Raw genomic sequence first — 16,313 nt, 5'->3', positions numbered from 1 at the left:
AAAGGATAGTTTGCACCCTGCTGAGTATGATGTTTGCGACCTCGGCACTGTCCCAACAGTCCGACTGGTCCTATTCGGCCACGATCTACCTGTTCACCCCTGAAACCGAAGTGTCGTTGGACACACCGGCGGGAACCTTGGATGGCACACTCAGCTTCTCTGACGCGCTGGAAAACCTCGACCTTGCTTTCATGGGCACGTTTACCGCGTCGAACGGCCGTTGGTCGTTCCTTGCGGACTACAACTATACGAACCTGTCCTTCTCGAACGAGACTCCCGGACCGGCAAGTTCGGGTCTGGACACATCGTTCAAAACCCAGTTCCTGAGCGGCTATGTCGGCTACCGCGTCCTCGAAACGCCAACAGCCAGCGTCGATCTGGCTGGCGGGTTCAGATGGTTCAGCACTGAAACAAAGTTCAACCTGTTGCCCGGAACAGCGCCCGGCAATCAGACGTCGGTTGACAGCCGCTGGACTGATCCGGTGATCGGCGTCCGTGCCCGGGTCGCGTTTTCGGACAAATGGTCGGGAACCGGGTTCCTGGACTATGGCGGGTTCCGCAGCGACAGCGAAACCTGGCAGGTCCTTCTGACTGCGGACTATGCGATCAACGACCGCTGGCTGCTACGCGGCGGGTACCGCTACATTTCCTTTGATCACGACATCAATGGCAATGACTTCAGCTTCCACCAATCCGGCCCGGTCATTGGCGCAACCTACCGATTCTAGGGCATTTGCCACCCACTAGGTGACGCTCGACATGCAAAGCCCGTCCTGCGACGCATAAATCCTGTCTTTCGGCACCCCGATGACGTTCGCTTTTTTGGAGTTCCGGCTTCAGACCTCCTAAGATCAACAGTCAAGGTTACTCTGCCGCGATCGCCTTCTCTTGCCGTGTTTCGACGTCCTCGATCAACAGCGTGCGGGTCGGAAACGGAATATTGATATCGGCTTCGTCCAGTGCCTCTTTGACTTTGCGCTTCATGTCTGCCTGGTACTGGAAGTAGTCCGAAGACTTGCACCAAACGCGGACAAGAAAATCGACGCTGCTGCTACCAAGATTGTTCACCTGGATGAACGGTTCGGGATCTGCCTGCGAACGGGCGTCCGACATGATCGTATCGCGAATGACACGCTCGGCCTCCGCCAGGTTGACGCCGTATCCAACGCCAAACGTCCACTCGGCACGACGGGCATCGTAGACGGAATAGTTCTTGATGGTGTTTCCCCACACCTCGGCGTTGGGAACGATAACCTTCACGTTCCCCATATCCGCAATTTCGGTGTAGTTCAGGGTGATATCTTTTACGGTTCCGAGCACGCCGTTCACGTCGACGAAATCGCCGATCTTGAGCGGCCGGAACAGGATGATCATCACGCCGGCTGCGACGTTGGACAATGTGCCTTGCAGGGCAAGACCAATGGCCAAACCCGCAGCACCGATCAGCGCGATGATCGACGTCGTCTGCACCCCGAACGTGTTCAGAATGAACAGCCCCGTAAACGCCAGGATCGTATAGCGCGCCAGATTGCCAAGAAAGTTGAAAAGCGTGTCGTCCAGACGTTCCGAGTTTTCACCGACGCCCCGGATCTTCCGGCTGACATATCTTGAAATCACAAGCCCAAGAACCAAAAGGATCAGCGCGGCGATCGTGTTCGCGACGAGGCCAAGAAGAGCCTCGAGCGTCAGCAGGTCGCTCAGCGATTTCCCGTCATACAGCTCGGTATTCAGAACTTGCGACAGTTCGGCCCAAACGGTGTTCGTCACGGTCTCTGCGGTCTGTGCAATCTCGTTTTCCATGGTGTTCCTCGAATTTCATCGCCTGAGTTTGGGTGTCTTGCAACGCGGCCCTGCCGCGTCAGACCTCGATCACGGCGCTAGAGGCAAAGAACATGGCCTGGCTGACGGCCGATTTGACCTGTTCTTCGGTGTAGGGTTTGGAAATCAAAAATGCCGGTTCGGGCCCTTTGCCCGTCAGAAGGCGCTCGGGGAATGCGGTAATGAAAATGACGGGGCAATCGCCGTGCTGGGCAATGATGCGGTTCACCGCATCGATTCCGCTTGATTTGTCCGCCAGTTGAATATCGGACAGGATCAGGTCGAACGGCTCGCGCTCGGCCAGGTCAATGGCGGCCGTCTCGGTGCGTCCGACCCCAGTGACCCGGTGGCCCAGGTCGGTCACCATCGTTTCAAGATCCATCGCGATGATTGCTTCGTCTTCGATGATCAAAATGCGGCCAGAAGTGTGGCGGGCCATTTCCTCGTAGGCGATATCGATCAGTTTCTGAGCCTCGGCGGGTTCTGTCTGCATGATCGCGGCGATATCGCTGACCGAGAACTCTTCGACCGTGCGCAGCAGCAAAGCCTCGCGCGTGTTCGGCGTCAGTCGTGCCAACTGGGCGTGGGCGCGCGATTGAATGTCGAAACTGCCGCCATCGGCGTCAACGGGCATTCCCGACGTTGACCAGATACCGTGAAAAACACGAAACAACGCGACCCGCGGCGTGAGATCGGCATCGAACTGGGCGGGATCTGCAAGGATCGCCTCAAGCGATGCAGCGGCGTACGCGTCGCCACTGTCCTGTGAGCCGGTGAGGGCACGGGCATAACGGCGCAGAAACGGCAAGAGCGGGCCAATTTGATCTGCGACGGAAACTCCGGTCAGCTCAGTCATCTATGTTTTCCTCATTTTTTTCTCTAAACTCGGGAACCAAACGCTTACTGGGGCGTTATGGTTCCAGCAAAAGTAAAAATTTTTGATGATGCCATGACAAAACCACAGCCCAGCCGAGAACATCGGCCAGAAATAGAAAAGCGGATCGACGAAAACCTCAAGCGGGCTTTCGATGAGGTTGCAAGCGAACCGGTTCCGGACCGGTTCGTCGATCTTCTTGAAAAACTGCGCAATCAGACCAGTGTTTCCAAAAGCGGTGACACGGGAGGCTCGGATGGTTGATCCGCGAGAAGAGCTTGTTGAACATATTGGTGCGATGCGTGCCTTTGCGATCAGCCTGTGCCGAAACGGCGCAACGGCCGATGACATCGTCCAGGACGCATTGATCAAGGCATGGAGCAATATCGACTCGTTCCAGGAAGGCACCAACATGCGGGCCTGGTTGTTCACCATCGTCCGGAACACCTATTTTTCCCTGCACCGCAAGCGCAAGCGCGAGGTCGAGGATGTCGATGGTGTCATGGCCGAGAGCCTGTCGCAGAAACCCGACCATGACGGACGTTTGGCCTTGAAGGATTTTGCGGTTGCTTTTGATAAGTTGACGGATGAGCAGCGCGAAGCGTTGGTGCTGGTCGGTGCACAAGGGTTTTCCTATGAGGAAGCGGCCGAGATGTGCGGCGTCGCCCTTGGAACGATAAAAAGCCGGGTGAACCGGGCCCGCGCGCAACTGGCCGAACTGATGGATTTGGAAGATGACGAACCCATCGAATTGACCGATGCGGTAACGGCGGCAATCGTTCAGACGCAACCGGCGGCCTGACGATCGATGGATGCGAAGCCGCGCAGCCTGACCGTTTATCTTGCCGCGCTGGTCACTCTGGCACTTCTGCCTTTGGGGCTGATTGCGGTATTGCAGACACGCGCTGTTATTACCGAGGCCGACGAAAGATCGCGGGCCTCTGTGCTGGCGCGTACGATTGAGGCGGCCAGCCGGGAACGGGAGCTTCTGCAAAAAGCTGTTGGTGCAAGTTCGGGTCTGACCGCCGCGCTTGCAGAGGGAGGTCTGGACAATGCTGCGTGCTCGGGCCTCATGCGCCGGTTTGTTGAACGCCAGCCCGAGTTCGTATTTGCCGGATTCATCCAGCCAAACGGGATCATGGCCTGCTCGACCGTCGAAAGGACCATCGATTTGTCGGACGCGCCCGGTTTCGGGCAGATCTCTGAAAATCCGCAACTTACGTTTTCTGTCAATCGTGCCGGCGCGGCGACCGGGCAGTCGGTGATCATCGTGACCCAGCCGGTCCTGAACAGGACCGAACTTGTGGGGTTCGTTTCCATCTCGATACCTCATGCGCTGGCACGGACACCCTTGGATGTTGGGAACATCGGGAGCGACGTTGTCATCGCCCTGTTCGACGCGACCGGAGAAGTGCTGTCGTCAAATGTCGGCCTGGACGCGGTCCAGAAATTCCTGCCGCCCGCGCAGGAAAACCTGCTGGTTCTATCCAGTTCCGGCAAGACCTTTGCCGCCAAGACGGTCGGCGGCGAGGATCGGGTTTTTGCAGTAGCCACCATCATTCCGGGCGAAGTTGCCGTGATCGGCAGTTGGCCGCGCGAGGCGGCGCTGGCCTCTGTTGGTGCAGGCAGTACAGCCCTGACCATTGCTTTTCCCATCCTGATGTGGGTGACCGGACTGGGAGTTGCCCTGTGGGGCCTGCATCGATTGGTGATCCGGCATCTCGACAGCTTGCGTTCCGCCGTGCGTCGCTTTGCGTTAGGCGAGCGCGACCCGATTGAAAGCCTTGCAGGCGCACCGCAGGAGTTCCAGCAAATCCAGACTGCATTCAACCGCATGGTCTTGTTGATCCGCGAGGCTGAGGCGCAGCACGAACGGGATCTTGTCGAAAAAACGCTGTTGTTGCGCGAGGTGCACCATCGCGTCAAAAACAACCTGCAACTGATCGCTTCGATCATGAACATGCATTTGCGCAAGGCCGAAACCCCCGAGGCCCGGCGCTTGCTGGAACAGTTGCAGCGTCGGGTTCGCGGCCTGGCCATGGTGCACCAGACCCTGAACCAGAACTCGCAGATGACGACAATCAACACCGAGGCTCTGATCACGCATTTGGTGGCCGAACTGGCGCATCGACCGCCAATTCTGGGTCAGGTGGTCGAGGTCGACTGCCGGATCGCGCCGGTCGAACTGGGGCAGGATCAGGCCGTCACGCTGTCGATGCTGGTGGCCGAGGCGCTGACGAACGCGGTCAAATACGTAGGCGTGCCGCAGGACGGACCGCCTAAAATTTCGGTGGAATTGACCCGACCCGAGGAGAGCACCCTGCATCTGAAAATCTCCAACACGCGCGGACAGACAGACGACGGTGCGGATCTGTTCCACAGCGGCGGGATCGGTCAACGGCTGATGCAGGCCTTCCTTCGCCAATTGGACGGTTCGGAAACCATAACCGAGACATCATCGCATTATGTGTATGAGGTGACGTTCGAAATCGCCGAAGTAGAAGGGGATAGCGAACCACAGACCATTGCGGATGAGAGAGGCGGTGATGCCCGTGCCGCAGCAGAATGACTTTGAAGTCCTGATCACGGCCGAGCAAGCCTGGCCCGCCTTGGAAAAAGCGGTTCTGGAGGCCCGGCACCAGATCAAGGCAAGTTTTCGGATATTCGATTTCATGACACGGCTGCGCAGCGATGAGGCGCGCCGGATCGGCGATACCTGGTTTGACCTGATCGAGCATGTCATCCGCAAGGGTGTCTCGTTTCATTTGGTCATCAGCGATTTCGATCCGATCTTTGCGACCGAGTTACACGAACTGAGCTGGCGCACCAAACGGCAGGCAGTTGCGCTTGGGGAAATCCTTGGCCTAGAACTGGCCGCGCGCTTGAGCGTTCGCGTGTCCATGCATCCCGCGCAGGCCGGCGCATTGCCTTGGGCCACGCTGTTACCCGCGGTTTTGCGAAAAAAGGCGCAGCGGATGCAGGAACTGTCCCGCGAACGACGCGAACGGCAGGCGGTGCGGCTGGGGTCGGACACGCTGCCCCGGCTTCACACCGTGTCGCACCATCAGAAAGTCGCCGTGATCGACAATGAGGTCTGCTACCTCGGCGGATTGGACTTGAACGAAAGGCGCTTTGACACGCCGGATCACGATCGTCTGGCCAAGAACACCTGGTCAGACGTTCAATTGCTGGTCCGCGGACCCGAGGCCGCCGAGGCCGCGCGCCATATCGACCGGTTCGAACAGGAAATCGCAACCGGAAAACCGGACCCACAGGCGACCCACCTGCGCCGCACCCTGTCAAGCCCGCGCCGGTTTGCGTTCTGGCGGCTGTCGCCAAAGACCATCGCGCATGAGATCGAGGATGAGCACATCGCCGCCTTTCAAGCCGCGCGGCAACTTCTGCACATCGAGACCCAGTATTTCAGATCAACCCGGCTGGCCGAGGCTCTGGCTGAAGCAGGCCAAGCCAAGCAGGATCTGAAACTGGTGCTTGTTCTGCCAGCCTTGCCCGAGGAAGTGGCCTTTGGCGGGCATGACGGACTGGACGCGCAATACGGGTTGGACCTGCAGGCCAAATGTCTGGAAATCATCCAGCAGGGGTTCCAAAACCGGGTTTCGGTGTCGACCCCGGTCCAACCGAATTCGACCAGTGGGGCCGATGCCAGCGCTGAAGTTCTGAGCGGCTCTCCGATCATTCACGTTCACAACAAAGTTCTGGTGGTGGATGACAGCCATGCCTTGGTCGGGTCCGCCAACCTGAACGGACGGTCTTTGCGGTGGGACACAGAAGTCGCCCTTCGGATCACAGATCGGCAGCGGGTCGCGGTTATGCGGCAGGCACTGGTGGACCATTGGTGGTTCTCGGATGATCTGCGCAAACAGAACGAGCCCGATGCCATGTTTGCGTGGTGGCGGCGAGAGGTTCAGGCCAACGGCGTGCGGCGCCCCGAAGCGCGCAGCGGCTTCTTGGTCCCGCATGACGCCGACGTTGCGCGCGACATGCGGCAACCGCTGCCAGGGGTAACTGAAAACATCGTCTAGGTGGTCGCGACCGGGCTCATGACCTTGGGGTTCATCAATACGCCGAACCACAGCAGGATCGGCAGCGCGACGATGGCGCCGACCGGTCCCCACAGCCAAAGCCCAAAGATGATGGCGATGAATACGACCAGCGGGTTCACCTGCAGACGTTGGCCGACGAAGGCGGGTGTTACGAATTGTGCCTCGGACAGATTGATGGCCAGGAAAATCAGGGGGGGCAACAGGGCCGCGGCTCCGCCGAACTGGGTTAAGCCGGCGATCAGAAGGCCGGTCAGGATCATCAGCGGGCCGAGATACAGCACAAAATTCAGAAGGCCGGCGGCCACCCCCCAGATCACGGCGTCATTGATGCCGATCAGTCCCAAGGCCACGGCCGTTACCGTTCCGAGGCCGATATTGACCAACGTCACGGCAGCGAAATAGCGATAGACCGCGCGGTCGGCCAGATACAGCCGCTCCGTCAACGGGCCGGCTGCGGCATAGAGCTCGGGTCGGGTCAAAACGAAAAAGAACAGCGTGCCGATGAAAATCAGGATCTTTGATCCGAAATTGGGCGCCAGCCACAAGGCATCCATCACTGACGGAAGGGCGGACTCCGTTTCCGCTGCCCCATCGGCGCCGACGGTTTCTTCGATCTCGCGTCCAAGCGTTTCGATACCCCGAATGAACTCGGACATCGCGGCGACCCAAGAGCGCAACTCGCGTTTGATGGCAGGCAACTGTTCGACCAGCGTGGACAGCAGTGGTTCAAGCAGAAGGAATGCCGCGACGATGACGGTGCTGGTCACGAACAGCAGTGCCGAGGCGGATATCACACGCGGGCAACCGACCTTCTCAAGCTTGTCCGCAAGCGGGGCAACCACGACCCCCAAAACCAAAGCGAAGGTGATCGGCGCAACGATCGACCGGGCCAGGTACAAAGCGGTGATGATGGCAATCCCGGTCAGGATCGCCAGCATCGCACGCAGGGCCGATGGAGAGATGAAAGCAGTTGGCATGGGTGCGCTTCACTGACTGCGCAAAGCGTCAGAGGCCCGATCAGCGGCCTCATCCAGCCGTGCGTTGGCCGCGGCATGCAGTTTGTCCAGTTCTGCGTTCAAAACCCTTTGGGCCTGTCGCATCAGCTGATCGCGCCGATGGCCCAGCAACTCGTCCTCTTTGCGAGTGTTGGGCAGCAGAGCGCCAGCCAGAATACCTACGCCCAGCGCTAATGCTCCGGCCGCCAGCGGCTGATCATGAACGAAGGTTTGCGAGGCCTTCGCCGCCTTCCGCGCACGCTTCTCGACCGCTTGCTGCGCACCGATTGCGGCCTTGCGCGCCTCGATCACACGGGCACGGGCCTGGGGTGAGAGTCTGTCCAGACCACGGTCCAAGGCGGCGGACAGCGCACTGGCAGATTGGCTGTGTTCAGTCATTCCGGTCATCTCCTGTTTCATGCGGCTGTCGGCGTCGGCGACACGCCGATCAAACCCGTCGAAGGCCTGTTGCGGGGGTACGGCCTGGGGCGGGGATTGGGGGCTTTTTGCGCCGGACCCGGGGCCCGCAACCAAAAGGGCTGCCCCTGCACCGAACAGAGCAAATGCGGCCGGGTTTTTTCGAGCCGCGGACCAGAGTTGCGCACCGATCTGCCCGCCATAGGCTTCGAGTGTCGATTTCGCCTCGTCGGCCAGGCGCTGTGGCGCCAGCGTATCCGACAGAGCATTCAGCGAGCGCGCAAGGGCGCTGCGTTCATATGCGATCTGCGTTTCAAAGGGTGTCAGGTCAGACATGGGTCGACTCCTTCATCGCTTCGATGTCGCGCTGCAGGTTTTTCATGGCTTGCTCGGGAACCAGCGCGGTGGCGGACATGCGGGACCGGCCAAAAAGCGCCAGGCACGTAGCAGCCAGTGCCAAGCCCGCGCCAACAAGCAACGAGGCCATACCCACCGACAATCCATTGGCGGCGATATACGCGACCAGGGCTGTGGCCATGAGGTTCAGCGCGATCATCAACAGGATCAGAGCAATGCCAAGGCAGGCCAGCCCTACGCCCGCTCGCGTCAAGTTTCGGGACAACTCCTCCTTGGCTAGCTTCGCCTCAGCCTGAAGCAAACCCGACAGATGTTTGAGCGCGTTTGCCAAAAGCCCCGGTGCCGATCGCAGATCGTTGGGGTTATGCATCGCGGCCACCATTCATCCGCGCCAGCGCGCTGGTGTGACCCGACGTATCGACCGAGGTCCCATGCAGCGGCGAGGGATCAATGTCCCAAGGATCTGCGCCAAAAGATGCGGATTGAGCGGCGCCCGTGTTACGCGCGCTCAGAAAACGGGCTGCGGCAAACCCAGCCAAGGCAGCCGATCCGACGAACAACAGCGGGTTTTCCCGGGCGAAATCAGATACCTTTCGGCTCATACTGGCCAAATCGGCAGCGCGCACTTGCCCAGCCACTGCCTCCATGTTGTCGGCAATCCTCGACAGGACCTGATGCTGCACAGATTGGTCGGGAAATGCATCGGCAGCTGCGTCAGCTGCATGAGCGGCACTCTCAGCCTCCTGCGCTGCGCTGTCTTTCAGGGCTTCGGCCCGGGCCGAGGCCTCGGCGGTCACGGTGTCCTTGACCTTGCCGGCCAGATCCTGGGCATGGGCTTTTGCTTTCTCCGTGGTCTCGGTTCGACGTGGCATGGTTCGATCTCCTGTGTTGAGGTCTCAAGCCCCCAACGCATGGCTAGCGAGATTGTTCCCAAGACCAGTTCGAACGCCACGGTGGACCCAGTTCGGATACCGTCAGATCGCCCTTGCACGTTGTCAGTTGCAGAAAAACACCGCCGCCCGGAACCAGCTCGCGTTTGGCGCGTTTCACTGACAGCGACGAAGCAATCGAAAGGAAATTATCATGAACTGGGACCAAATTCTTGGACGCTGGACCGAATTCAAAGGCAAGCTGATCGAGCGTTTCGGCGATTTGACTGATGATGAACTCGAACAAGCGCGCGGCGATCGCGAGCAACTGGAAGGCATCATCCAAAAGAAATACGGAGACTCGAAAGAGGACGTTCGGGAAATCGTGGATCGCCTGATGAAGGACATGTAGCCCAAAGGTGGATGCGCACATCGCGTGGGGTGGCGTCGAACCAATGGCGCCGCACACTCCCAGGATAGACACCAAAGGCAATCATCGAGACTATGAAACTGTCTAACCTCATCAACACGCCCGTTGTCTCAGCTGGAACCGACCACGCAATTGGTCGTGTTTCCGATATCGCCATCCGCGCTGGGCAGACCGAGTTGGAGTACGTCTTGGTCAATCTGAGCGTGACCGGGGGGAGTGACCCGGTGGCGTTCACGGCCGATACGCTCGATCTTGGCGCAAGCGAGATAGAGTGCGCGTTATCCCAACAGCAATTGGATCATTTGCGCCAGCGCAGAGAAGATGAAGATCCCCTTTCAGTGGACATCGAAGGCCTGCCGCCCCTGGTCATAGGGCCGTTCGGCAACGCGATTGCACCGGTTGTGGTGGGGGCGGTCCTGAATGACGCCCTCCGCCAACGCCCCCAACCCACGCCACCCGGTAGCAACTTCCGATGGTTTACGAAGTTGCAGGGCAACCCAGTGTTTGACTCGACTGGTGAGTTGGGCAGTTTCAAGGATATTGAGTTCGACCCTGACACCAAGGCTCTGCGGTTTCTCTTGATCGACGGGCGACCAGATATCCTGAGTTTTCCATTCGCCGAGTTACGCAATATTCCCGACGACGAACACTACATGGTTCTGTCTAGATCTTCCGATCCGCTGCACCCGCTCTGAGTATCTGGACACGGCTTGTCAAACCGCGCAGATGCGCGGTTTTTTCTTTTCAAAACAGATATTTTTGCATTTTTCTGGGAACAAGTTGCGGCGTCATTCGTTTGTTCAACAAGACCGCGGGAAATGCGGTCAGAACAGACCAAAGGAGTGAGCTATGAAACGTTTTCTGACCACAACTTCGATCGTTCTGGTGATGTCGGCATCGGCCTATGCAGAAAGCTCGAATGTCGAAGAAGTCGGCAAGAACCTGGAAGAGGCAGCCGAGGCAGCCGGTGATGCGCTGTCGAATACCGCGCAGGACATCAAGAACGCTGCGCAGAACACGGCGGAAGACGTCGACCAGGCAGCCGAAGCAACCGGTGAGTACATCAGCGAAAAAGCAGGGCAGATGGCCGATGCGGTCGATCCAACCACCATCGACATCGAAGGTTATGTCCCCGTTGCCCAAGGCACCATCCCGGCCGAAGACCTGACCGGCATGCGCGTCTATGACGTCTCGCAAGAGTGGATCGGCGAGATCGAAGAGGTCGTCGTCGACATGGACGGATCGGTCGATGGGGCCGTGATCGGTGTCGGCGGGTTCCTCGGCTTGGGGGAAAAGGATGTTCTGATCGATTTCTCGCGTGTGTCGCTGATGCGTGAAGTCGATGGTGACACCACCTATGCCTTCGTTCACGCCGACAAGGAGCTGCTGAAGGACCTGCCGGCCTACGAAGGGTCGTAAACCGGGTCTTCAGTCGCAAAGCATGTGATCAAGCCGCCGGCCGATTTTTCGGTCGGCGGTTTTCAATTTCTGTCCATCCGCCGCGATCAGATCAGCGGTCGTGGAACGGCCTCGGTGATTTCGACCAAGCCAAGCTCGGCCAGACCCTCAAGATCGTTGATCTGCAGCACATTGTTGGACCACTCGGCCAGACCGAGATCCTTCAGCCGGCGCAGGGTCTTGTTCGTGTGAACCAGCGACAAGCCCAACGCATCCGCAAGATCCTGCTGCCGGTAGGGCAGCGGACACCGCAAGCCTTTGGCCAATCCGACGGCCTGCGACCTTGTGTAGAAGCGGTGCAGGCTCCACGCGATCTTCTCGATCGCGCCGCGCTGGCCGACGGTAGTCAGGGCGTCGCCCAGGAAATGCTCTTCGACGGCTGCCAGAAATGTCAGGTCAAAGGCCCGATCGGGCTGGTTTTGATACAACTCGAACAGCCGCGAGCGATTGAACACGCACAGCCGCATCGCGGTTGTCGCTTCGACGGAGTGCCGCATCTCGCCCATGACCCCAGCTTGCAACCCGACCAGATCGCCGGGAAGCACAAAACCGATGACCTGCCTACGACCGTTTTCCAACGTTTTGTAACGAACGCCCATCCCGCTCAGAACCGTGAACAGATGCGCGGATTTCGCGCCCTCGATGAACAGTTGCGTTCCGGGTTCGGCCTGCATCTCGCCGGTTTTGAACCCCTGCATGAACCGCAGGTCTTCTTCCGAGAACGGCAGGAAGACATCCATCTGCCTCAGCGGACAGTCCGCACATGCGATCAGAGAAATTTTTCGTTGCTGTGTCATAGTTTATTGCGGCGCTGCGGGATTGCCATACGGTGGCATCGAACAGATTTCAGGATGGTATTTATGGAAGCCTCTTCGCGCAGCGTAGCAGATGTTTTGATTGTTACGGAAAACTTTATCGAAGCAGCGGACATCAGTGACGCCATCCCCGGAGTTTCGCCCGATCGCATTGTCCATATCCGCGAGCTGCACGCGGGCGGGCATTTCTGGCAGGATCGCAAATTCGCCCCGGCCCTGAGCGTTCTGAGCTATCGCAGAAGTGAGACGTCATTTAACGCCGTCGCGCGTCTGTTGGTTGAACGCGGCAGTGCACTGTTGCTGTTGGACCCGTCCCCCGAGGTGCAAGCGCAATTTGAATGCGCGGCTCTGATACGGCCTTTCACGGCCGCAGATCTTGCCCGTACGATCGCAGCCATTGATTTTAGTGGGAACGGCTTGAAGATCGGTTCAGATCCTGGGTGAGTCGGCGCAGGGCGCATTGTGCCCCCAAGATCCTTCAACCAAAAAAGCGCGGCCGATGCCGCGCTTTGATTTTGTACTGACAATTTCCGAACTGATCAGATCGCGCTGCGCGCGGCCTTCGGGCCAAAGATCAGCCAGCAGATGAATCCGATGACCGGAAGCAACAGAACGAAAAGGACCCACAGAATTTTCGCACCGGTCGTCGCAGACGAACCGATGATCGAGATTATGGCCCAGATCGATAAAACCAGGACGATCAGACCGCCGATGCCATATACTTCCACCATACCGAAGTTCCTTTCGAATTACGTGTCGTTGTTCCTACAAGGACACAACGCGATAGGTGGCTGAAAGTTCCCTACAAAGATCTGGGCGTGTTCCCAGTTCTTTCAGAAGGTTTGAGGAACTTTGTACCTGACGGAACCAAAACGACCGGCAGAACGTTGGGTTTGAAGGTCGATACATGGGGTCAAAATGTCCGATAAAATCAAAGCGCCGCGAAAAGATCTTGTCGAGAAAGAAAGTGAGCGCGAAGCGGTCGAAGAAGCGTCCGGCCTGTCTCCGCGCCTGATATTCGAGACCATCCGCCAAAACGGCGAGGAGGAACTGGACCGCCCGACCAAAGCGTTGTTCTGGTCCGGGATTGCCGCAGGCGTGCTGATCAGCTTTTCGGTGCTCGGCGAAGCGATCTTGCGAGCACATCTGCCCGAAACCAGCGGGCGCTTTCTGATCGAGAACCTGGGCTATTCCCTCGGCTTTGTCCTGGTCATTTTGGGGCGGATGCAGCTGTTCACCGAAAACACGATTACGACTGTCGTTCCAGCCATGATAAATCCGTCCGTTGCCTGCTTCACCAAAACCGCGAGGCTTTGGGCAATCGTACTGGGTGCCAATGTGCTGGGGGCGTTTGCGATATCCGCCTTCCTGATCCATACGCCGGTGTTGTCACTCGAACTCGTCTCGGTCATCAACGACCTGAGCCACCACGCCACCGGCATGGGCGCCTGGGTTGGCTTTCTGCGCGGAATACCGGCGGGGATCCTGATTGCGGCGATCGTTTGGATGCTGCCTTCGGCACAGAACAACGAGGTCCTGGTCATCGTGATCTTCACTTGGATGATTGCGGCCAGTGACTTTACCCACGTCGTTGCCGGTTCGGTGGAAATGGCGGTTCTGATGCTTCAGGGGCAGTTGCCAGTAGGCGCAGCCGTTTTCAGTTTTTTCCTGCCCGTACTGGCCGGCAACATCATCGGAGGAACCGCTGTCTTCACGATGCTGGCCTACGCCCAGATCAAACCCGAAATAGAAGAAGACCCAAAGCGCGGCTGAGGCGCTTTGGGTCTTTGGGATGGCGGGTTGGTTGGCGTGGCAGTGACGAATAGCGCTGTCAGCGATTCCTGATGAAAAACCAGATCAGTAGACCGGCCAAACCCAAGCCGAGCATGGCCGGCAATACGTATTCGATGCCCATATCGGTCGCAGTGTACCGCGTGTTCTAACTGCGGTCCGCCTTGCGCAGCGCGAGGCCCAGCAGGACACCCACGCCCAACGCTCCGACCATTGCCAGACCCGGGTTCTCACGCACGAATGCGACACTTTTCTCGGATGTCTGTGTCAGCTGTTTTTGCGCCTCGTCTCGCGCCGTCTTCAACGTGTCACGCGTTGCGGTTACGCCATCTTCCAACGCTGATTTGGCCTCCTTGGCCACTTCGTCGATCCGCGCCGCCATCTCGACATGCGGAGTGTCCTGAGGGGCCTTCTTCGCCGTTTTTTGTGTCATGTCAGATCTCCTTTCATCGACCCAACGCGGGCGGTCGCCAAAGGTTCCACCAAAATGATCCGGAACCAATCTGGGGTTCCAAGCGTTGACCCGTCAGTAGTCACAAAAATGAAAGGAAATCCCATGTTGTCCTGGGCGCTGATCTTTTTCGCACTTGCTATCGTTGCTGGCATCTTCGGGTTTGGCGGCGTCGCGTCGGCTTCGGCCGGTATCGCGCAGATCCTTTTCGTGATCTTTCTGGTCCTGTTCATCGGTTCGCTGATCTTGCGACTGATCCGTGGGTAAACCCCGGCGCATCCGCACACCCTGAAACAGTACCCTGAGGTTCAAACCCCTATGAAAGATGCCGTCCGTACCCAAACCGCCGCCGAATTGCTGATTGCCTGCCTGGAAGCCAACGGCGTGACCTGTGCATTCGGTGTTCCGGGTGAGGAAACAACCGATCTGATCGCCGCAATCGACAAGTCGAGCATCGACTTCGTCCTGTGCCGGCACGAGCAGTCGGCGGCGTTCATGGCATCGGTTCACGGTCGATTGACGGGGAACCCGGCGGTATGCCTCTCGACACTTGGACCTGGAGCGACCAATCTTGTCACCGGTGTGGCTGATGCCACGCTTGACCATGTGCCGCTGATCGCCCTCACGGGACAGGGTGCGCGGTCCAGGCTGGGCCGCGAAAGCCATCAGATCATTGATCTCGAAGCACTCTTCGCGCCAGTAACCAAGCTGAGCCGAACGCTGATGGTTGCGGATGAAATCCCCCAAGTCGTTGCCGAGGCCGTGCGATTGAGCAAGCTCGACAAACCCGGAGCCGTCCATCTTTCCCTGCCCGAAGATCTGGCCGAGGTCCCGATTCTGGCCGAACCTTTTGTGGCGCCGCCGCCAGCCGAGGTGCGACCGGCGGCCGATGCGGTCATCCGTTCTGCGCGCCTACTGGCCGAGGCGAAAAAGCCCTTGATCCTTGCAGGGCACGGGGTCATCCGATCCGGCACCGCAAGCGACGTTCGGGCACTTGCGGAAAGCCTGTCTGCCCCGGTCGTCACGACATTCATGGCCAAAGGCGTTCTGCCTCCGGGGCACCCGCTCTCGCTGCATTCGGTCGGTCAGCCGGGCAAAGAATTGGCATCAGAAGCCTTCGACCTGTGCGACCTGATCATTGCCATCGGGTTTGACCCGGTCGAATATCCCCCCTCGAATATTTCGATGGGCGGTAAGAAGCCGGTTCTCGAGATCTCGGATGTGGCCTCGACTGTTGATGTGGACTGGCCGGTAAAGGCCGCTTTGACAGGCGACCTTCCTCACTGCATCGACGTTCTGGCCAAGGCCACCGCCGAACGTCCCCCGCAAAGCTGGTTCAAAGATCTTCAGCGGAGGATTGACGCCTCGCTGGAAGGTGGATCAACAGCTACCGATGCCGCCTGCGTCGCGCCGTCGGACATTTGTCAGGCGATTTCCGAAACGCTTCGCGAAAGCGACGTTCTGTTGTCTGGCGTGGGCCTGCACAAACTTTGGGTCGCCAGCAAGGTTCAAGCGCGCCGGGCGGGGCAAATCATCATTCCGAACGGCCTGGCCGGTATGGGCCTTGCGCTGCCCGGAGCGATCGAGGCTGCCCGTCTGTTGGACGAGGGTCGGGTGATCGCCGTTTGCGGTGATGGGGACTTCCTGATGAACGTTCAGGAGATGGAGACGGCGGCCCGGTTGTGCGTGCCCGTTACCGTTCTGATCTGGGAAGACAACGGCTATGGTCTGATCGACGAAAAACAGCCTGGTGCGCGCGAGTTTTACTTCGGCAACCCCGATTGGGAGTCGCTGGCCCGATCCTTTGGCTGGGTCTACCACGATATCGAAAGTCACGGCAAACTTGCTCCTGCGCTGCAGGCGGCCGCTGACGTCGCCGTTCCGACTTTGCTGCGGGTGTCCGTCGACTATTCGGCTGATGGCGGGATGCCCACCGTCACCTGATTTTTCCGCCGAAAGTGGAACCAAATCCGC

The 16,313-nt window shown here is 58.8% G+C and carries 21 protein-coding genes; 12 read left to right on the top strand and 9 right to left on the bottom strand.

Features of this window, described 5'->3' with window-relative positions:
* The first annotated feature begins 26 nt into the window (after window positions 1–26).
* On the top strand, window positions 27–728 hold the full coding sequence (locus tag ACR0CU_RS16915) for an outer membrane protein (protein WP_480643489.1): 702 nt from the start codon (window positions 27–29) through the stop codon (window positions 726–728).
* A gap of 136 nt (window positions 729–864) precedes the next feature.
* On the opposite strand, the gene ACR0CU_RS16910 is transcribed toward ACR0CU_RS16915, so the two are convergent.
* Window positions 865–1,800, bottom strand: coding sequence for a mechanosensitive ion channel family protein (locus ACR0CU_RS16910; protein WP_170448345.1), 936 nt, complete (start codon window positions 1,798–1,800; stop codon window positions 865–867).
* Between the two features lie 58 nt (window positions 1,801–1,858).
* A complete protein-coding gene (locus tag ACR0CU_RS16905; protein ID WP_170448349.1) occupies window positions 1,859–2,674 on the bottom strand; it encodes a response regulator in 816 nt (271 codons plus the stop codon).
* 57 nt (window positions 2,675–2,731) lie between these two features.
* Here ACR0CU_RS16905 and ACR0CU_RS16900 point away from each other — a divergent pair, with 57 nt between their 5' ends.
* Genes ACR0CU_RS16900 through ACR0CU_RS16885 form a run of 4 tightly spaced genes read left to right on the top strand, consistent with a single transcriptional unit; the run spans window position 2,732 to window position 6,735 of the window.
* On the top strand, window positions 2,732–2,956 hold the full coding sequence (locus ACR0CU_RS16900) for a NepR family anti-sigma factor (protein WP_254437621.1): 225 nt from the start codon (window positions 2,732–2,734) through the stop codon (window positions 2,954–2,956).
* Window positions 2,949–3,494 carry an RNA polymerase sigma factor gene (locus ACR0CU_RS16895; protein ID WP_170448350.1) on the top strand — a complete coding sequence of 182 codons (546 nt, stop codon included), beginning with the start codon at window positions 2,949–2,951 and terminating at the stop codon, window positions 3,492–3,494. Before ACR0CU_RS16900 ends, ACR0CU_RS16895 begins: the two co-directional genes overlap by 8 nt.
* Window positions 3,495–3,500: 6 nt before the next feature.
* Window positions 3,501–5,261, top strand: coding sequence for a sensor histidine kinase (locus tag ACR0CU_RS16890; protein ID WP_170448352.1), 1,761 nt, complete (start codon window positions 3,501–3,503; stop codon window positions 5,259–5,261).
* Window positions 5,239–6,735 (top strand): phospholipase D family protein, encoded by a 1,497-nt coding sequence (locus ACR0CU_RS16885; protein WP_170448354.1) that lies wholly within the window; start codon window positions 5,239–5,241, stop codon window positions 6,733–6,735. The genes ACR0CU_RS16890 and ACR0CU_RS16885 overlap by 23 nt, the downstream gene beginning before the upstream one ends.
* Here the strand turns inward: ACR0CU_RS16885 and ACR0CU_RS16880 are convergent.
* From ACR0CU_RS16880 to ACR0CU_RS16865, 4 genes are read right to left on the bottom strand one after another with little or no spacing between them, the layout of a single operon-like run.
* Window positions 6,732–7,733: an AI-2E family transporter gene (locus ACR0CU_RS16880; RefSeq protein ID WP_170448356.1), complete on the bottom strand. Its 1,002-nt coding sequence runs from the start codon at window positions 7,731–7,733 to the stop codon at window positions 6,732–6,734. The two genes, ACR0CU_RS16885 and ACR0CU_RS16880, sit on opposite strands and share 4 nt — an antisense overlap.
* 9 nt (window positions 7,734–7,742) lie before the next feature.
* On the bottom strand, window positions 7,743–8,504 hold the full coding sequence (locus ACR0CU_RS16875) for a DUF883 family protein (RefSeq protein ID WP_170448358.1): 762 nt from the start codon (window positions 8,502–8,504) through the stop codon (window positions 7,743–7,745).
* The gene (locus tag ACR0CU_RS16870) at window positions 8,497–8,895 is read right to left on the bottom strand and encodes a phage holin family protein (protein ID WP_170448360.1); all 399 of its coding nucleotides are present in this window, start codon (window positions 8,893–8,895) and stop codon (window positions 8,497–8,499) included. Before ACR0CU_RS16870 ends, ACR0CU_RS16875 begins: the two co-directional genes overlap by 8 nt.
* Window positions 8,888–9,397 (bottom strand): hypothetical protein, encoded by a 510-nt coding sequence (locus ACR0CU_RS16865; protein ID WP_170448363.1) that lies wholly within the window; start codon window positions 9,395–9,397, stop codon window positions 8,888–8,890. Before ACR0CU_RS16865 ends, ACR0CU_RS16870 begins: the two co-directional genes overlap by 8 nt.
* A gap of 211 nt (window positions 9,398–9,608) precedes the next feature.
* Here ACR0CU_RS16865 and ACR0CU_RS16860 point away from each other — a divergent pair, with 211 nt between their 5' ends.
* From ACR0CU_RS16860 to ACR0CU_RS16850, 3 genes are all read left to right on the top strand, one after another.
* Window positions 9,609–9,806, top strand: coding sequence for a CsbD family protein (locus tag ACR0CU_RS16860; protein WP_170448364.1), 198 nt, complete (start codon window positions 9,609–9,611; stop codon window positions 9,804–9,806).
* A gap of 92 nt (window positions 9,807–9,898) precedes the next feature.
* Entirely contained in the window at window positions 9,899–10,519 is a 621-nt protein-coding gene (locus ACR0CU_RS16855; RefSeq protein ID WP_480643484.1) for a PRC-barrel domain-containing protein, read from the top strand.
* Window positions 10,520–10,673: 154 nt separating this feature from the next.
* Window positions 10,674–11,243, top strand: a complete 570-nt coding sequence (locus ACR0CU_RS16850) for a PRC-barrel domain-containing protein (protein ID WP_480643482.1) — start codon at window positions 10,674–10,676, stop codon at window positions 11,241–11,243.
* A gap of 86 nt (window positions 11,244–11,329) precedes the next feature.
* On the opposite strand, the gene ACR0CU_RS16845 is transcribed toward ACR0CU_RS16850, so the two are convergent.
* A complete protein-coding gene (locus tag ACR0CU_RS16845) occupies window positions 11,330–12,079 on the bottom strand; it encodes a Crp/Fnr family transcriptional regulator (protein WP_480643480.1) in 750 nt (249 codons plus the stop codon).
* 63 nt (window positions 12,080–12,142) lie between these two features.
* Between ACR0CU_RS16845 and ACR0CU_RS16840 the strand changes: the two genes are divergently transcribed.
* A complete protein-coding gene (locus ACR0CU_RS16840) occupies window positions 12,143–12,541 on the top strand; it encodes a hypothetical protein (protein ID WP_480643478.1) in 399 nt (132 codons plus the stop codon).
* A 95-nt stretch (window positions 12,542–12,636) separates the two neighbouring features.
* Here ACR0CU_RS16840 and ACR0CU_RS16835 read toward each other — a convergent pair whose 3' ends face one another.
* Window positions 12,637–12,828 (bottom strand): PLD nuclease N-terminal domain-containing protein, encoded by a 192-nt coding sequence (locus ACR0CU_RS16835; RefSeq protein ID WP_093961670.1) that lies wholly within the window; start codon window positions 12,826–12,828, stop codon window positions 12,637–12,639.
* 187 nt (window positions 12,829–13,015) lie between these two features.
* Here ACR0CU_RS16835 and ACR0CU_RS16830 point away from each other — a divergent pair, with 187 nt between their 5' ends.
* The gene (locus ACR0CU_RS16830; protein ID WP_170448372.1) at window positions 13,016–13,870 is read left to right on the top strand and encodes a formate/nitrite transporter family protein; all 855 of its coding nucleotides are present in this window, start codon (window positions 13,016–13,018) and stop codon (window positions 13,868–13,870) included.
* A gap of 166 nt (window positions 13,871–14,036) precedes the next feature.
* On the opposite strand, the gene ACR0CU_RS16825 is transcribed toward ACR0CU_RS16830, so the two are convergent.
* Entirely contained in the window at window positions 14,037–14,321 is a 285-nt protein-coding gene (locus tag ACR0CU_RS16825) for a DUF883 family protein (protein ID WP_170365267.1), read from the bottom strand.
* Between the two features lie 123 nt (window positions 14,322–14,444).
* Here ACR0CU_RS16825 and ACR0CU_RS16820 point away from each other — a divergent pair, with 123 nt between their 5' ends.
* On the top strand, window positions 14,445–14,606 hold the full coding sequence (locus ACR0CU_RS16820) for a DUF1328 domain-containing protein (protein WP_170448374.1): 162 nt from the start codon (window positions 14,445–14,447) through the stop codon (window positions 14,604–14,606).
* A gap of 51 nt (window positions 14,607–14,657) precedes the next feature.
* A complete protein-coding gene (locus tag ACR0CU_RS16815) occupies window positions 14,658–16,283 on the top strand; it encodes an acetolactate synthase large subunit (RefSeq protein ID WP_170448376.1) in 1,626 nt (541 codons plus the stop codon).
* Window positions 16,284–16,313 lie beyond the last annotated feature (30 nt).

The organism is Ruegeria sp. BC2 (assembly GCF_056539245.1).
This window is presented reverse-complemented; position numbering and strand designations above follow the sequence as displayed.

What these genes read in the sequence shown, in the direction of transcription:
- ACR0CU_RS16915 (WP_480643489.1), top strand. Translation starts at nt 27, where the DNA reads ATGATGTTTGCGACCTCGGCACTGTCCCAACAGTCCGACTGGTCCTAT.
- ACR0CU_RS16910 (WP_170448345.1), bottom strand. Translation starts at nt 1,800, where the DNA reads ATGGAAAACGAGATTGCACAGACCGCAGAGACCGTGACGAACACCGTT.
- ACR0CU_RS16905 (WP_170448349.1), bottom strand. Translation starts at nt 2,674, where the DNA reads ATGACTGAGCTGACCGGAGTTTCCGTCGCAGATCAAATTGGCCCGCTC.
- ACR0CU_RS16900 (WP_254437621.1), top strand. Translation starts at nt 2,732, where the DNA reads ATGGTTCCAGCAAAAGTAAAAATTTTTGATGATGCCATGACAAAACCA.
- ACR0CU_RS16895 (WP_170448350.1), top strand. Translation starts at nt 2,949, where the DNA reads ATGGTTGATCCGCGAGAAGAGCTTGTTGAACATATTGGTGCGATGCGT.
- ACR0CU_RS16890 (WP_170448352.1), top strand. Translation starts at nt 3,501, where the DNA reads ATGGATGCGAAGCCGCGCAGCCTGACCGTTTATCTTGCCGCGCTGGTC.
- ACR0CU_RS16885 (WP_170448354.1), top strand. Translation starts at nt 5,239, where the DNA reads ATGCCCGTGCCGCAGCAGAATGACTTTGAAGTCCTGATCACGGCCGAG.
- ACR0CU_RS16880 (WP_170448356.1), bottom strand. Translation starts at nt 7,733, where the DNA reads ATGCCAACTGCTTTCATCTCTCCATCGGCCCTGCGTGCGATGCTGGCG.
- ACR0CU_RS16875 (WP_170448358.1), bottom strand. Translation starts at nt 8,504, where the DNA reads ATGTCTGACCTGACACCCTTTGAAACGCAGATCGCATATGAACGCAGC.
- ACR0CU_RS16870 (WP_170448360.1), bottom strand. Translation starts at nt 8,895, where the DNA reads ATGCATAACCCCAACGATCTGCGATCGGCACCGGGGCTTTTGGCAAAC.
- ACR0CU_RS16865 (WP_170448363.1), bottom strand. Translation starts at nt 9,397, where the DNA reads ATGCCACGTCGAACCGAGACCACGGAGAAAGCAAAAGCCCATGCCCAG.
- ACR0CU_RS16860 (WP_170448364.1), top strand. Translation starts at nt 9,609, where the DNA reads ATGAACTGGGACCAAATTCTTGGACGCTGGACCGAATTCAAAGGCAAG.
- ACR0CU_RS16855 (WP_480643484.1), top strand. Translation starts at nt 9,899, where the DNA reads ATGAAACTGTCTAACCTCATCAACACGCCCGTTGTCTCAGCTGGAACC.
- ACR0CU_RS16850 (WP_480643482.1), top strand. Translation starts at nt 10,674, where the DNA reads ATGAAACGTTTTCTGACCACAACTTCGATCGTTCTGGTGATGTCGGCA.
- ACR0CU_RS16845 (WP_480643480.1), bottom strand. Translation starts at nt 12,079, where the DNA reads ATGACACAGCAACGAAAAATTTCTCTGATCGCATGTGCGGACTGTCCG.
- ACR0CU_RS16840 (WP_480643478.1), top strand. Translation starts at nt 12,143, where the DNA reads ATGGAAGCCTCTTCGCGCAGCGTAGCAGATGTTTTGATTGTTACGGAA.
- ACR0CU_RS16835 (WP_093961670.1), bottom strand. Translation starts at nt 12,828, where the DNA reads ATGGTGGAAGTATATGGCATCGGCGGTCTGATCGTCCTGGTTTTATCG.
- ACR0CU_RS16830 (WP_170448372.1), top strand. Translation starts at nt 13,016, where the DNA reads ATGTCCGATAAAATCAAAGCGCCGCGAAAAGATCTTGTCGAGAAAGAA.
- ACR0CU_RS16825 (WP_170365267.1), bottom strand. Translation starts at nt 14,321, where the DNA reads ATGACACAAAAAACGGCGAAGAAGGCCCCTCAGGACACTCCGCATGTC.
- ACR0CU_RS16820 (WP_170448374.1), top strand. Translation starts at nt 14,445, where the DNA reads ATGTTGTCCTGGGCGCTGATCTTTTTCGCACTTGCTATCGTTGCTGGC.
- ACR0CU_RS16815 (WP_170448376.1), top strand. Translation starts at nt 14,658, where the DNA reads ATGAAAGATGCCGTCCGTACCCAAACCGCCGCCGAATTGCTGATTGCC.